At 71.6% G+C, this 13,756-nt stretch carries 12 protein-coding genes; 3 read left to right on the top strand and 9 right to left on the bottom strand.

Features of this window, described 5'->3' with window-relative positions; translation table 11 throughout:
• Nucleotides 1-5: 5 nt before the first annotated feature.
• Together ACQPYE_RS00085 and crgA are read right to left on the bottom strand one after the other, a co-directional pair.
• Nucleotides 6-419, bottom strand: a complete 414-nt coding sequence (locus tag ACQPYE_RS00085) for a PH domain-containing protein (protein WP_498718447.1) — start codon at nucleotides 417-419, stop codon at nucleotides 6-8.
• A 216-nt stretch (nucleotides 420-635) separates the two neighbouring features.
• Nucleotides 636-902: a cell division protein CrgA gene (gene crgA, locus ACQPYE_RS00090; RefSeq protein WP_053714567.1), complete on the bottom strand. Its 267-nt coding sequence runs from the start codon at nucleotides 900-902 to the stop codon at nucleotides 636-638.
• Between the two features lie 138 nt (nucleotides 903-1,040).
• Between crgA and ACQPYE_RS00095 the strand changes: the two genes are divergently transcribed.
• Entirely contained in the window at nucleotides 1,041-3,116 is a 2,076-nt protein-coding gene (locus ACQPYE_RS00095) for a class E sortase (RefSeq protein WP_498718448.1), read from the top strand.
• Nucleotides 3,116-3,274, top strand: coding sequence for a hypothetical protein (locus ACQPYE_RS00100; protein WP_170185175.1), 159 nt, complete (start codon nucleotides 3,116-3,118; stop codon nucleotides 3,272-3,274). The genes ACQPYE_RS00095 and ACQPYE_RS00100 overlap by 1 nt, the downstream gene beginning before the upstream one ends.
• Before the next feature lie 35 nt (nucleotides 3,275-3,309).
• On the opposite strand, the gene ACQPYE_RS00105 is transcribed toward ACQPYE_RS00100, so the two are convergent.
• On the bottom strand, nucleotides 3,310-4,665 hold the full coding sequence (locus ACQPYE_RS00105) for an FAD-dependent oxidoreductase (RefSeq protein WP_498718449.1): 1,356 nt from the start codon (nucleotides 4,663-4,665) through the stop codon (nucleotides 3,310-3,312).
• 65 nt (nucleotides 4,666-4,730) lie between these two features.
• Between ACQPYE_RS00105 and ACQPYE_RS00110 the strand changes: the two genes are divergently transcribed.
• On the top strand, nucleotides 4,731-5,375 hold the full coding sequence (locus ACQPYE_RS00110; protein WP_498718450.1) for an aminodeoxychorismate/anthranilate synthase component II: 645 nt from the start codon (nucleotides 4,731-4,733) through the stop codon (nucleotides 5,373-5,375).
• 63 nt (nucleotides 5,376-5,438) lie between these two features.
• Here the strand turns inward: ACQPYE_RS00110 and pknB are convergent, their stop codons facing one another.
• The 6 genes from pknB to ACQPYE_RS00140 form a co-directional block, all read right to left on the bottom strand.
• Nucleotides 5,439-7,451: a Stk1 family PASTA domain-containing Ser/Thr kinase gene (pknB, locus tag ACQPYE_RS00115; protein ID WP_498718451.1), complete on the bottom strand. Its 2,013-nt coding sequence runs from the start codon at nucleotides 7,449-7,451 to the stop codon at nucleotides 5,439-5,441.
• Nucleotides 7,452-7,522: 71 nt separating this feature from the next.
• Nucleotides 7,523-8,968 carry a serine/threonine-protein kinase gene (locus ACQPYE_RS00120; protein WP_498718452.1) on the bottom strand — a complete coding sequence of 482 codons (1,446 nt, stop codon included), beginning with the start codon at nucleotides 8,966-8,968 and terminating at the stop codon, nucleotides 7,523-7,525.
• On the bottom strand, nucleotides 8,968-10,431 hold the full coding sequence (locus tag ACQPYE_RS00125; RefSeq protein WP_498718453.1) for a peptidoglycan D,D-transpeptidase FtsI family protein: 1,464 nt from the start codon (nucleotides 10,429-10,431) through the stop codon (nucleotides 8,968-8,970). Before ACQPYE_RS00125 ends, ACQPYE_RS00120 begins: the two co-directional genes overlap by 1 nt.
• Nucleotides 10,428-11,891: an FtsW/RodA/SpoVE family cell cycle protein gene (locus ACQPYE_RS00130; RefSeq protein ID WP_498718454.1), complete on the bottom strand. Its 1,464-nt coding sequence runs from the start codon at nucleotides 11,889-11,891 to the stop codon at nucleotides 10,428-10,430. Before ACQPYE_RS00130 ends, ACQPYE_RS00125 begins: the two co-directional genes overlap by 4 nt.
• A gap of 4 nt (nucleotides 11,892-11,895) precedes the next feature.
• A complete protein-coding gene (locus ACQPYE_RS00135) occupies nucleotides 11,896-13,296 on the bottom strand; it encodes a PP2C family protein-serine/threonine phosphatase (protein WP_498718455.1) in 1,401 nt (466 codons plus the stop codon).
• Nucleotides 13,293-13,754 carry an FHA domain-containing protein FhaB/FipA gene (locus ACQPYE_RS00140; RefSeq protein ID WP_073897742.1) on the bottom strand — a complete coding sequence of 154 codons (462 nt, stop codon included), beginning with the start codon at nucleotides 13,752-13,754 and terminating at the stop codon, nucleotides 13,293-13,295. The genes ACQPYE_RS00135 and ACQPYE_RS00140 overlap by 4 nt, the downstream gene beginning before the upstream one ends.
• Nucleotides 13,755-13,756: the final 2 nt, after the last annotated feature.

Raw genomic sequence — 13,756 nt, forward strand, 5'->3', positions numbered from 1 at the left:
GGTGGTCACGGGCGCAGGGCGTGCAGGACGTCGACCACGTCGCGGGGGTCCGTGCCGAGGTCCAGCGGGGTGAGGACGAACAGCTGCTCGTCCTCACCCCGGTGCCAGTCCAGCTCCAGCGTGGCCGTCTCGCGGCCGAGCCGGCGGGTGCGGGCCAGGCGCACCTTCACCTCGTGCCACGGCAGCTGCCGCGCGCCGTTGAGGGTGCGCACGGTGAGCCCTGAGTCGTCCACCAGCAGCCTGGGGCGCACGAAGGTGCCGTAAGCGCCCAGCGCGAGCTGGATGAGCGTGGCGAGGCCCAGGAAGGCCCGGCTCACCGGGTCCGAACTGAGGATCGTGACCAGCAGGAACACGGCGGCCAAGCCCCAGGCGAGGCCGACGAGGCCGGGCTGGGGCGACCAGGTGCGCGGTGGGTTCACGCTTTCGAGTCTGCCGCACTTGTGGACAACTGGGGCCTCCGACCGGGGCTTGTGCAAATTGGCGCAAAGTTGTCCACAGGAGTTGTCCCCATTGGGGATGACTTACAGCCGTGTGCTTCGGTGACCGTCGGGTGAACCCGGTGAACTACCGGGTAACGCGGAACGACCCGGACGTGGAGCACGTCCGGGCCGTCGGCCACTTGGCGTAGCGCGTGGTCAGCGCCATTTCATGGTCATCAGCAAGCCGACGATCATCAGGGCGAATCCGATGCCGAAGTTCCAGGACCCGAGGTCCATCATCACCGGGACCTTCTCGCCCGCGATGTAGTTGACCACCAGCCACGCCAGCCCCAACAGCATCATGCCGAGCATCACGGCGACGTAGACGGGGTGCGACGGCCCCGCAGCCTTGACCTTGACCGGGGTGCGGCGATCGGCAGGCGCCGTGTAGACGGCCTTCTTGCGGACCTTGGACTTGGGCATGCTGTCCTCGCCTGACGGGTGGATAGGCCTCCAGTGGCCGCGAGTTCACGTCCACTGCTGGATGAACACGTTAACGTAACCGAGCAGGTCCCTGAAGCACCGTGTAGTCCTGGAACGTTCGGCTTGGGAGGTTTTCCGGTGAGCTACGACCCGCCCCCGCCGCAAGGCGGCCCGCCGGGCCGACCGCCACGACCCAGGCCACAACCGCCCCAGGTCACCGGCGAACCGCCGCTCACCGGCCACCGCCCGCCCACGCCGCCCGGCGGTTTCAGCAGGCCACCGACCCCTTCGGGTGAGATCGACCGCCCCGGCGGCCCGGACCGGCCGGTCACGCCGCCCGGTGGCGCCGACCGCCCACCGACGCCACCGGGCGGGTTCGACCGCCCCGCCGGCCACACCGGCGATCCCGACCGGCCGGTGACGCCGGCCGGAGGTTTCAGCCGTCCGGGGGAGTCCTACCCGCCCCGGGCCGAGCCGCCGCCGACGGGTCGTCGGGCGCGTCGTGACGACGTGCCGCCACCGGTCGAGCCGCCGCACGTCGAGCCGCACCGGCCCGGGACCCGGCAAGCCGAGCCGTACCCCGCCGAGCCGCCGGCCGGTCGCCGTGCCCGTCGCGACGACGTGCCGCCGCCGGTCGAGCCGCCACCGACCGGCCGCCGCGCTCGCCGGGAGGACGTCCCGCCGCCGGTCGAGCCCCGGGGCGAGCCGCCGGTCGCCCGTCGCGCGCGCCGCGACGACGTGGTGCCGCCGGTCGAGCCGCCGGTGGTCCGCCGTGCCCGCCGGGACGACGTACCGCCGTACGCCGAGCCGTCACCGGTCGAGCCGCCGGTCGCCGGTCGCCGCGCGCGCCGTGACGAGATGGGGCCGCGCGTCGAACCGGTCGCCGGCCGCCGTGCCCGCCGCGACGACGTCCCGCCGCCCGTGCCGACGGACGCCGAGGAGACCTCGTACGTCGAGCCGGTCCGCGTCGAGCCGGTCCGCGCCGAGCCGGTCCGCGCCGAGCCGGTCCGCGCCGAGCCGGTCCGCATCGAACCGGTCCGCATCGAACCGGTCCGCGTCGAGCCGTCACCCACCGGCCGCCGCGCCCGGCGTGACGACGCGCCGCCCCTCCCGCCCGCGCCCTCCGCGGTGGCCGCCCGGCTCGGCGCCGCGGCCCCACCGCCGGCCCCGGCGCCGCCCGGCGCGCAGCGCCCCCGGCCCGCGCCACCGGAAGCCGACGCGACCCGCTACACCAACGCGTTCTCCGGCAGCCTCCCGCCGCCTCCGGGCGGACGCCCGCCCGCGCCGCCGCGCCGTCCCCGCCCCGTCGACCCGCCCACCGAGGTCATCGCACCCGTGGACGACTACGACGACGAGGACTACGAAGACGAGTACTACGAGGACGACGACTACTACGACGACGAGGACGACCAGCCCGCGCCGCCGCCCGACAGCACGGCGCGCAAGGCGGTCCGAGCGGTCGGCGAGCTGCTGATCACGGCGGGCCTGGTCATCCTCCTGTTCGTGGTCTACGAGGTGTACGTCACCGACCTCATCTCGGCAGGCAAGCAGGACGACGCCACCCAGGCGCTGGACAACCAGTGGAACTCGAACACCGTCGAGGCCGAGGAGCAGCGCGAGGTCCAGTACGACCTGCTGGACGGCCAGGCGTTCGCCAAGATGTACATCCCGGTGTTCGGCCCGGACTACAAGTTCTCCATCGTCGAGGGCACCACCGACAAGGACCTGGAGGTCGGTCCCGGCCACTACAAGGGCACCGCGCTGCCGGGCGACCCGGGCAACTTCGCCGTGGCGGGCCACCGGGTCGGCAAGGGCGCGCCGTTCAACGACCTCGACCTGCTCGGCTCGTGCGACGCGATCGTGGTCGAGACGCAGACCCGGTGGTTCGTCTACCGGGTGCTGCCGAAGTCCGGCGAGGTGGCGGACTGGGCGGGACGGCAGTCCCAGCCCCAGTGCGCCAAGGTCTCGCCGCTGGGCGCGCCGTACGACAAGACGGTCGGCCAGGAGATCGTGCTGCCGACCCAGGGCGAGGTGATCAGCCCCGTGCCGCACTTCGACGGCGAGGTGCCCGTGGCGCAGCAGGCGTCGCTGATGACGCTGACCACCTGCCACCCGCGCTTCTCCGACAAGCAGCGGCTCATCGTGCACTCGGTGCTGACGATGAGCTACCCCAAGGCCCCCGGCTTCGTGCCCGAAGAGATGAAGGAGCAGTGATGTACGGGTGGATCTGGCGGCACCTGCCCGGCCCGCTGCCCGTGCGCGTCCTCGAAGCGCTGGTGCTCGTGGCCGGCGTGGTGGCGCTGCTGATGTTCGTGGTGTTCCCGTGGGCGGAGCCGAAGCTGCCGTTCAACAACGTGACGACGCCCCAGTAGCCCTGACGCCCCAGTAGCCCGGCGCCCCGGCAGCCCTAGGACCGGCAGATGTCGGTCATCTCCGCCCGGTCCACGACCTTCACCCGGTCACGGCCGCGCGCGGCGCCGAGGGCGAGTTCGTGCGCGTCCAGCTTGCGCCACCCCTCCACGGTGGTGAACGGCACGGCGCGCTGCTCCAGGAACCGGACCACGGCGTCGGGCGCGCGGCTCGGCGCGACCGGCAGCAGCGGGGCGTCCGCGAGCAGGCTGGTGACCGTCTCCAGCGCGTCGCCCTTGGTGTGGCCGATGAGCCCGACCGGGCCGCGCTTGATCCAGCCGGTGACGTAGACGCCGGTCATCGCCTGCTCGTCCAGGTCGAGCACCCGCCCCGCCTGGTGCGGCACGGTGCCGGAGGTGTGGTCGAACGGCAGGTCGACCAGGTGCGTGGACAGGTAGCCGACGGCCCGGTAGACCGCCTGCACCGGCCAGTCGGTGAACTCGCCCGTGCCGCGCACGCCACCGTCGCCGGTCAGCTCCATCCGCTCGGTGCGCAGGCCGCTGACCGACGAGGACCCCAGCACCTCGACGGGCGCTTCGAGGAAGTGCAGGTGCAGCCGGCGGGGCCGCGTGCCGACGTCGCGGATGGCCCACTCCTGCAACGTCCTGACCACCATCTCGACCTGCTTGTTCGACCGGATCGACGCCATGCTGGCCGCGTCGAAGTCGATCCCCTCGGGGTGCACCACGACCTCGACGTTGGGGGAGTGGTCGAGCTCGCGCAGCTCCAGCGGGGTGAACTTGGCCTGCGCCGGACCGCGCCGGCCGAACACGTGCACGTCGGTGACCGGGCTCTGCGCCAGGCCCTCGTGCACGGTGTCCGGGATGTCGGTGCTCAGCAGCTCGTCGGCGGTCTTGGCCAGCACGCGGGCGACGTCGAGCGCGACGTTGCCGACACCGAGGACGGCGACCTGGCGGGCCCGCAGCGGCCAGGTGCGCGGCACGTCGGGGTGGCCGTCGTACCAGGAGACGAACTCGGCCGCGCCGTAGGAGCCGTCCAGGTCGATGCCGGGGATGTCCAGCGGCCGGTCCTTCTCCGCACCGGTGGAGAAGATCACCGCGTCGTAGAAGTGCCTGAGGTCGTCGAGCTTGAGGTCGACGCCGTACTCGACGTTGCCGAAGAACCTGATCCCCGGCCGGTCCAGCACGCGCTGTAGGGCGTTGACGATGCCCTTGATGCGCGGGTGGTCCGGTGCGACGCCGTACCTGATCAGGCCGTACGGCGCGGGCATCCGCTCGAAGAGGTCGACGGCCACTTCGGCGCCCGCCTCGGCCGCGGACTTGGTCAGGAGGTCGGCGGCGTAGATGCCGGCGGGACCGGCGCCGACGACGGCGACGCGGAGGGATCGGGTCATGACTTAAGGTTAGGTGAGCCTAAGCTCACTTCTGGCGAGAGGTTCGTCACGGCTACGCTGGCGCCATGCGCGTGCTCGTGGTCGACAACTACGACAGCTTCGTCTACAACCTCGTCCAGTACCTGGCCCAGCTCGGCGTCGAGTGCGTGGTGCGGCGCAACGACGCCGTCGAGCTGGACGAGGTCGCCGAGGTCGGTGGCGTCCTCGTCAGCCCCGGCCCCAGCACGCCGGACAAGGCGGGCCGGAGCATGGACGTCATCCGCCACTGCGCGGACCGGGGCGTCCCGGTGTTCGGGGTGTGCCTCGGCCACCAGGCCATCGGCGCGGTGTGGGGCGGCACGGTCGACCTCGCCCCGGAGCTGCGGCACGGCAAGACCAGCGTCGTGCACCACAACGGCGGCGGCGTGCTCAAGGGCGTGCCGAGCCCGTTCACCGCGACCCGGTACCACTCCCTGACCGTGCTGCCGGACACCATCCCGGCCGAGTTCGAGGTGACCGGGCGCACCGAGTCCGGCGTGGTCATGGCCATGCGCCACCGCGAGCTGCCGGTGGAGGGCGTCCAGTTCCACCCGGAGTCCGTGCTGACCGACGGCGGCCACCGGATGCTGGCGAACTGGCTCGCGGTGTGCGGCTTCGAGGTGCCCGAGGGCACCGTCTCGCAGCTGGAGAACGGCATGCGCGAACTCGCCGCGGCGGCCCACCGGGTCTGACCGCCCGGACCAGGACCGACAAAAGGCCCCCTCCGTCGTGGAGGGGGCCTTTTGTCGGTTCGGCTACCTGGTGGACGTGGGCACGCCGACCTTGAACTCGGCCACGGTCACGTTGATCCGCGCGTTCTTGCCCGCCGGCGCGTTCGGCTTGATCTCCTGGTCCGTGATCTTGTTGTTCTGGCTGATCTCGGAGACCGTCTCCTTCTCGGTGACGGTGAGGTCGTTGCCGGTCCACCCGGCCTGGCTGAGCTTGGTGCGCGCCTGGTTCTCGGTGAGGCCGCGCAGGTCGGGCATGATGAACTGGTTGTTCTTGGACACGCTCAACGTCACCAGCGTGCCCTTCTCCGCCCGGCTCGGACCCGGGTTCTGGGCGATGACCTCGTTCAGCGGCTCGGCGCTGTCGACGTCCTTGGTCTGCACCTTGAACCCGTTGCCCTCAAGGGTGGCGCGCGCGTTGTCCAGCGTCTGGCCGGTCACGTCCGGCAGCTGCACGGTGTCCGGCGCCTTGCCCAGCGACACCGTCACCGCGCTGCCCCTGGCCGCGGAGACGCCGGGACCCGGCGTCTGCGACAAGACCTTGCCGACCATGTTCGGGTCCTCGGTCTCGACGGTCTCGGTGGCCTGCTGGTAGACCCAGCCCTCGGCTTCCAGCTTCTGCTGCGCCTCCGCCGGGGTCAGGCCGGTCACGCCGGGCACCGGCACGTGCTCGGCCGGGGCGCCGATCGCCAGCTTGACGTCGGTGCGCTTGGCCACTTCCTGGTTCGCCGGCGGGTCGGTCGAGACGACCTTGCCGATCTGGTCCTCGGTGCAGAGCGGTTGCTTGCCCGGCTGCGGCTGGCAGGGGATCAGCTCGATCGTCGTGCCGAGCCCCTTGGCCTCCAGCTCGGCCCGCGCCGCGTTCTGCTCCTTGCCGATCAGCAGCGGCACCTTGACCTTGTCCGTGGTCGCGGCGGTGTTCTCGTCGTCACCGAGCAGCGTGGTGGTGATCCACGTGGCGAGCGCGAGCACGGCGACGCACAGCAGGACGACCAGGGCGACCATGATCGCCTTCTTGCGCCGGGCGCGCCGCTCTTCCTCTTCCTCGGCCAGCGGGTCGTACTCGGCGGGCTCGTCGCGCTGTGCCGACGGCCGGTGCCGACCACCCGTGCTCGGGGCGACCTCGGTGCGCGGCGACGACGTCTGGTTGAGCACCGCGGTGCGGTCCTCCGCCGTCATCACGGCGGGGGCCGAGGGCCGCTGACCGGACAGCACGCGCACCAGGTCCGCGCGCATCTCCGCGGCCGACTGGTAGCGGTTGGCCGGTCCCTTGGCCATCGCCTTGAGCACGATCGCGTCCAGCGCGGGCGTCACCTTCGGGTTCAGCTCCGACGGCGACTTCGGGTCCTCCCGCACGTGCTGGTAGGCCACGGCCACGGGCGAGTCGCCGGTGAACGGCGGCTCGCCGGTCAGCAGCTCGAACAGCACGCAGCCCGACGCGTACACGTCGGACCGGCCGTCGACGGCCTCACCACGGGCCTGCTCCGGTGACAGGTACTGGGCGGTCCCTATCACGGCGGCCGTCTGGGTGACCGCGGCCTGGCCGTCGTGCACCGCGCGCGCGATGCCGAAGTCCATCACCTTCACCGCGCCCGCGCGGGTGATCATGACGTTCGCGGGCTTCACGTCCCGGTGCACGATGCCGTGCCGGTGGCTGAAGTCCAGCGCGGCCGACACGTCGGCCATGACCTCCATCGCCCGCTTGCCCGACAGCGGCCCCTGCGTCTTCACGATGTCGCGCAGCGTGCGGCCGTCGACGAACTCCATGACGATGTAGGGCAGCGGGCCGTACTCGGTCTGGGTCTCACCGGTGTCGTAGACCGCGACGATGGCGGGGTGGTTCAGCGCCGCCGAGTTCTGGGCCTCGCGACGGAACCGTTCCTGGAACTGGGTGTCACGGGCGAGGTCGGCGCGCAGGACCTTGATGGCGACGTCCCGGCCGAGCCGGACGTCCCGGCCCTTGTGCACCTCCGACATGCCGCCGTAGCCGAGGGTCTCACCCAGTTCGTAGCGGTTGGAGAGCAGTCGCGGAGTGCTCATCAGTGCTTCGTCCCGCTCCTCGTCAACGGTCTCACCATCAAGCCTTCATTCGCTGTCGTGCCGCTTCGGCGTCAAGTCGGCACGCACGTCACCGTGACCCGTGAGCCGATCGCCACCTCACCGGTCGGCGCGAGGTCCGACACCAGGCACCGCTCGGGATCCAGCGGCGCGCCCCCGTCCTCGGAGTGCACCTCGGGTTCCAAGCCGTGCCCGGAGAGCTTCTTCGCGACTTCGTCCACCGGGTGGTCGACGTAGTCGGACTTCGTGATCGTCACCTTCGGCTTGCCGGGGAGGCGATCGGTCGAGTCGTCCAACGGGCGGGCGCTCGTGGTGCCAGTGCCCTGCTGGTTCGCACCACCGGGCACCTCGTCGTCCCTCAGCGCCCAGCGCAGGATGACCACGCCGAGCACCAGCAGCGCGACCAGCAGCACCGCGACCATAACCCACAGCACGGCGCGGTTGCGCCCCGGCGGCTGCGGGCCGGGTGGCAACGGACGGAAAGCGCCCGTGTGCGGAGTGTTCACGCCTGGTGGGACGGGTTGCATGGTCGGACGCGACCCGGGGTGGGTCACCGGGTTGCCCGGATGGGGGTGCTGGGGGTGGGCGTGCGGCGCGGGCGGCGTCATCGGTCCGGCCATCGGCGTGCCGACCGCCATGGCCAGGCCGGACGGCGCGGGCAGCGGCTGGCCGACGCGCACCGCGCCCACCGCGGACGCGAACTCGCCGCCGTTGCGGTAGCGCTGGCGCGGGTCCTTGACGAGGGTCGCCTCGATCAGCGCGCGCGGGCCCGGCGGCACGTCCGGCGGCAACGGCGGCGCGATGTCCCGGATGTGCATCATCGCGACCGTCACCGCGTTCTCCGACAGGAACGGCCGGTGCCCGGTCAGGCACTCGTAGCCGCACACCGCCAGCGCGTACACGTCCGAGGCGGGCTCGGCGGCGTGACCGAGGGCCTGCTCCGGCGCGATGTAGTGGGCCGTGCCCATGACCATGCCGCTGTGCGTGACCGGGGCCGCGTCGGCGGCCTTCGCGATGCCGAAGTCGGTGATCTTCACCCGGCCGGCCGGGGTCACCATGATGTTGCCCGGCTTCACGTCCCGGTGCACCAGCCCGCGCTCGTGCGCCGCCTGGAGCGCGTTGCCCGCCTGCTCCAGCAGGTCGAGCGTGCGGTCCGCGTTCAGCCTGCCGCGCGAGATGATCGCGGCCAGCGGCTCGCCCTCGACCAGTTCCATCACCAGGTAGGCGGTGTCCTCCGGCCCGTCCGGGATCGACGCGGTCTCGCCGTAGTCGTGCACCGCCGCGATGCCGGGGTGGTTGAGCGACGCGGTGGTGCGCGCCTCGATGCGGAACCGGTTCAGGAACTCGGCGTCGCCGCTGAGCTCCGCCTTGAGCACCTTCACCGCGACCTTGCGGTCGAGCCGGGTGTCGTCGGCCTCCCAGACCTCGCCCATGCCGCCGACGGCGATCCGCTTGCTGAGGCGGTACCGCTCGGCGAGCAACTGGCCGGAGGTCAGCATCAGCGTCCCCCGAGGTAGGCGCCGATGACCGCGCGACCGATCGGGGCGGCGACCCGGCCGCCGGTGGCCGACAGGCCCTGCTGGCCGCCGTTCTCCACGATCACCGCGATCGCGATCTCCGGCTTCTCGGCCGGCGCGAACGCCACGTACCAGGCGTGCGGGTTGGTCGAGCGCACGTCCTCGCCGTGCTCGGCGGTGCCGGTCTTGGACGCGATCGTCACGCCGCTGAGCTTGCCGCCGCCACCGGTGTTGTTCTCCGAGGCGATCATCATGTCGCGCAGCGCCTTGGCCTCGTCGGCCTCCATCGCCTCGTCGACCTCGTCCGGCTTGGTCTCGCTGATCACCTGGAGGTCGGGCGCCAGGATCTTGCCGACCAGGTGCGGCTGCATCCGCACGCCGCCGTTCGCGATGGTCGCCGCCATCACCGCGTTGACCAGCGGCGTCACCCGGACGTCCTTCTGGCCGATGCCGGTCTGGTAGATCGACGGCTTGTCCGACATCGGGCCGAGCGTCGAGGGCACCACCGACAGCGGGATCGACAGGTCCTGCTCGCCGATGCCGAACTTGGCCGCCTGGTCGCGCAGCTTGTCCGCGCCCAGCTCGGCGGCCAGCACCGCGAACGCCGTGTTGCACGACTTGGCCAGCGCCTCCTGGAGCGTGGCGACGACGCCGTTGCCGCACTGGGTGTCGTTGAAGTTCGGCAGCGGGGTGTTCGTGCCGGGCAGCGTGATCACCGGGCGGCCGTCGACCTCGGTGTCCTTGGTCTTGCCCTCGGCCAGCGCCGCCGCGGACACGACCAGCTTGAACGTCGAGCCGGGCGGGTAGTTCTCGTGCACCGCGCGGTTGAGCATCGGCTTGGACTCGTCGGCGTCGTAGCCCGTCCACGCCTCTTCCTGCACGTCCACGTCGTGGCTGGCGAGGACGTTCGGGTCGTAGGACGGCGTGCTGGCCATGGCCAGGATCTCGCCGGTCTGCGGCCGGATCGCGACCACCGTGCCGGTCACGCCCTGGAGCCGTTCGAACGCCGCCTGCTGGAGCTTCGCGTCGATGGTCAGCTGGAGGCTGCCGCCCTTGGGGTCGCGGCCGGTGATCAGGTCCGACACCCGGCGGGCGAACAGCCGGTCGTCCGAGCCGTTGAGCAGGTCGTCCTCGGCGCGCTCCATGCCGCCCGCGCCGTACAGCGTGGAGAAGTAGCCGGTCACCGGCGCGAACGCGGGACCTCCCGCGTAGGTCCGCAGGTAGCGCAGCCGGTCGTCCACCCGCTGCACGCTGGCCAGCGGCGTGCCGTCGGCGGCGATGATCTGACCGCGTTCGCGCGAGTACTGGTCCAGGATCACCCGGCGGTTCAGCGGGTCCTTGCGGTAGTCGTCGGCCTTGATGACCTGCACGTACGTCGCGTTGCCCAACAGCAGGAGCATCATCGCCATCATGGCGAGGCCCACCCGGCGGAGCGGTGTGTTCATTTCGGACGCTCCACCATGACTGTGAACTGGTCGGCGATGGCCGGCTGCTGCGGCCGGGGCTTCGGCGTCGACTTCGGCGCGCGCGCCGCGTCCGAGATGCGCAGCAGCAGGGCCACCAGGATGTAGTTGGCCAGCAGCGACGAGCCGCCCTTGGACAGGAACGGCGCGGTGATACCGGTCATCGGGATCAGCTTGGTCACGCCGCCGACGACGATGAAGATCTGGAACGCCACCGCGAACGCCAGACCGCCGCCGAGCAGCTTGCCGAACGTGTCCCGCACCGAGAGCGCGTTGCGCAGGCCCCGCATCGCGAGCACGGTGTAGATCAGCAGCACCGCGGCCAGCCCGACGAAGCCCAGTTCCTCGCCGATCACCGCGGTGATGAAGTCGGTGTTGGCCTCCGGGATCTGGTCCGGCCGCCCGCCGCCCAGGCCCGCGCCGAACAGCGCGCCGGTGCCGAGCCCGAACAGCGACTGCACGATCTGGTAGCCCGTGCCGGACGGGTCCGCGAACGGGTCGAGCCAGTTCTGCACCCGGATCTGGACGTGGCCGAACAGCTTCCACGCCACGAACGCGCCGACGCAGAACATCAGCACGCCCAGCACGACCCACGCGGCCCGCTCGGTCGCCACGTACAGCAGCACCAGCACGATGCCGAAGAACAGCAGCGAGCTGCCCAGGTCCTTCTGCAGCACCATGATGCTCACGCCGACCGCCCACGCGGCGATCAGCGGGCCCAGGTCGCGCGCCCGCGGCAGGTCCAGGCCGATGACCCGGCGGCCCGCGATGGTGAACAGGTCGCGCTTGGACACCAGGAACGCGGCGAAGAACACCATCAGCAGGATCTTCGCGAACTCGCCCGGCTGGATGGAGAACGCGCCGAAGCTCAGCCAGATCTTCGCACCGTTGATCTCCGGCGCGATGAAGCTCGGCAGCACGCCGGGCAGCACCAGCGCGACCAGGCCCAGCAGACCCGCGGTGTAGCCGTAGCGGGCCAGCGTGCGGTGGTCGGACAGCACCTTCAGCACGGTGCAGAACAGCACCAGCGCGATCGCCGTCCACAGCACCTGTTTGGGCGCGGCGGAGGACCACACCTGGCCGCCCGGCAGCTTCACGTCCGCCATGGCCAGGTCGATCCGGTGGATCATCACCAGGCCCAGGCCGTTGAGCAGCGCGACGCACGGCAGGATCACCGGGTCGGCGTAGGGCGCCCACGTGCGCACCGCGAGGTGCGCCACGGTCAGCAGCCCCAGGTACGCCAGGCCCAGCCACAGGATGCTGAGGCTCAGCTCCTGCTCCTGGTTGGCCTCCACCAGGATCAACGCGCCCGTCACCAGGACGGCGGCGAACGCGAGCATGAACAGTTCCGTGGTGCGTCGCGTGGGCGGCCTCAACCCGGGCGACGTGCTGCTCGCCGCCGCGAGCGGTGTGCCCTCAGCGCCGGTGACCGGCGAACCCATGCGACTACTGGCCCTTTCGACAATCCGTGCCCGGCTGCTGCACGGGCGTGGTGAGGGGAGTCCCCTCCACCGTGGTGGTGGCCGGCGCCTCGGTCGAGGACGCCGTCGGTGGTGCGGCGGTGGTGGACGTGACCGTGCCGGCCGATCCGGGGTTCTTCCCGGCGGTGTCCTTCGGGCAGAACGGCAGCGTCTGCTCGGTGCGCAGCCTGCGGATCGCCTCCCGGGCGCCCTCCAGGCCGTCCACGTCGGTGATGCCGTTGCGCACCACGTCCCGGGTGGCGACCTTCAGGTCCTCCACCGTGATCGCCTCGCACGCCTGCGCGCCCGGCGGGCACGAGCCCTCCACCTTGCGGTGCAGGTCGAAGCCGAACACGCTGCCGGTGACGCCGCGGAACACCGACACCTCGCCGTTGTCGCCCTCGCCGACGTAGTACTGGCGCAGCACGTACCAGCGCGTGCCCAGGCCGGCGGCGACCACCAGCAGGAGCAGGAAGACCACCAGCGCGAGCGCCTTGAGCCGGTTGCCGCGCGCCCGCCGGGGGTCCGGCTGGGGCATCGGCTCGACCCGCGGCGGGACCGGTCGGGGCCCGGTGATGGAACTCGCCCGCGAGGCGGGCGAGTCGGGTGGTGGTGGGTCTTCGCTGCCGTCACCGGCCGCGCCGCCCACTATGGGCGCGTCCTCCCCGAAGTCGACGTCGACCACGTCGGCGACGACGACCGTCACGTTGTCGGGGCCGCCGCCCTTGAGCGCCAGCTCGATCATCCGGTCCGCGCACGCCTGCGGGTCCGGGATGCGGATCGCCTCGTCCAGCGTCTCCATGCTGACCACGCCGGACAGGCCGTCCGAGCACAGCAGGTAGCGGTCGCCCGGCCGGGCTTCGCGCACCATCAGCCTCGGCTCCACCTCGTGGCCGGTCAACGCGCGCAGCAGCAACGAGCGCTGCGGGTGCGTGGCCGCTTCCTCCTCGGTGATCCGTCCCTCGTCGATCAACGACTGCACGAACGTGTCGTCGTGGGTGATCTGCGTGAACGTGCCGTTGCGGAGCATGTAGGCGCGCGAGTCGCCGATGTGCACCATGCCCAGCCGCGAGCCCGCGAACAGCACGGCGGTGAGCGTGGTGCCCATGCCGTCGAGGTCGGGATCGCTCTGCACGAGCTCGGAGATGGCGCCGTTGCCGGCGATCACCGCGTCGCGCAGCTGGCCGAGCAGGTCGTCGCCCGGCTCGTCGTCGTCGAGCGGCGCCAGGGCGGCGATGACGACCTTGCTGGCCACCTCGCCCGCGGCGTGGCCGCCCATGCCGTCGGCGAGCGCGAGCAGGCGCGGGCCCGCGTACACGGAGTCCTGGTTGTTCGATCGGACCAGGCCCCGGTCGCTGCGGGCCGCGTATCGGAGGACGAGAGTCATGAGCGCAGCTCGATCACCGTTTTGCCGATTCGGATCGGGGAGCCGAGCGGAACCCGGAGTGGGGCCGTGACCTTCGCCCGGTCGAGATAAGTGCCGTTCGTGGAGCCGAGGTCCTCCACGTACCAGTCGGTTCCGCGCATCGACAGCCGCGCGTGCCTGGTCGACGCGAAGTCGTCGTCCAGCACGAGCGTGGAGTCGTCGGCGCGGCCGATCATGATCGGCCGGCCGTCCAGGGAGATGCGCGTGCCCGCCAGCGCGCCGTGCGTCACGACGAGCTGTCGGGCAGCCTTGTTGCCCCGGGCGGCCTTGCTAGCCCCTCTGCCGAACTTGGGCGTCGGGACACGGAGCCCCGACGCCGCGTACAGGTCGGAGCGGACCACTCGAAGCGCAGCCAATACGAACAACCAGAGCAGGACGAGGAAACCTGCTCTGGTCAGCTGCATCACCAGCTCTGGCACCG

The sequence above is a fragment of the Actinosynnema sp. CA-299493 genome (assembly GCF_050946825.1).
In the GTDB taxonomy this organism is placed as follows: Bacteria; Actinomycetota; Actinomycetes; order Mycobacteriales; family Pseudonocardiaceae; genus Actinosynnema.

What these genes read in the sequence shown, in the direction of transcription:
- crgA (WP_053714567.1), bottom strand. Translation starts at nt 902, where the DNA reads ATGCCCAAGTCCAAGGTCCGCAAGAAGGCCGTCTACACGGCGCCTGCC.
- ACQPYE_RS00100 (WP_170185175.1), top strand. Translation starts at nt 3,116, where the DNA reads ATGTACGGGTGGATCTGGCGGCACCTGCCCGGCCCGCTGCCCGTGCGC.
- ACQPYE_RS00105 (WP_498718449.1), bottom strand. Translation starts at nt 4,665, where the DNA reads ATGACCCGATCCCTCCGCGTCGCCGTCGTCGGCGCCGGTCCCGCCGGC.
- ACQPYE_RS00110 (WP_498718450.1), top strand. Translation starts at nt 4,731, where the DNA reads ATGCGCGTGCTCGTGGTCGACAACTACGACAGCTTCGTCTACAACCTC.
- pknB (WP_498718451.1), bottom strand. Translation starts at nt 7,451, where the DNA reads ATGAGCACTCCGCGACTGCTCTCCAACCGCTACGAACTGGGTGAGACC.
- ACQPYE_RS00120 (WP_498718452.1), bottom strand. Translation starts at nt 8,968, where the DNA reads ATGCTGACCTCCGGCCAGTTGCTCGCCGAGCGGTACCGCCTCAGCAAG.
- ACQPYE_RS00125 (WP_498718453.1), bottom strand. Translation starts at nt 10,431, where the DNA reads ATGAACACACCGCTCCGCCGGGTGGGCCTCGCCATGATGGCGATGATG.
- ACQPYE_RS00130 (WP_498718454.1), bottom strand. Translation starts at nt 11,891, where the DNA reads ATGGGTTCGCCGGTCACCGGCGCTGAGGGCACACCGCTCGCGGCGGCG.
- ACQPYE_RS00135 (WP_498718455.1), bottom strand. Translation starts at nt 13,296, where the DNA reads ATGACTCTCGTCCTCCGATACGCGGCCCGCAGCGACCGGGGCCTGGTC.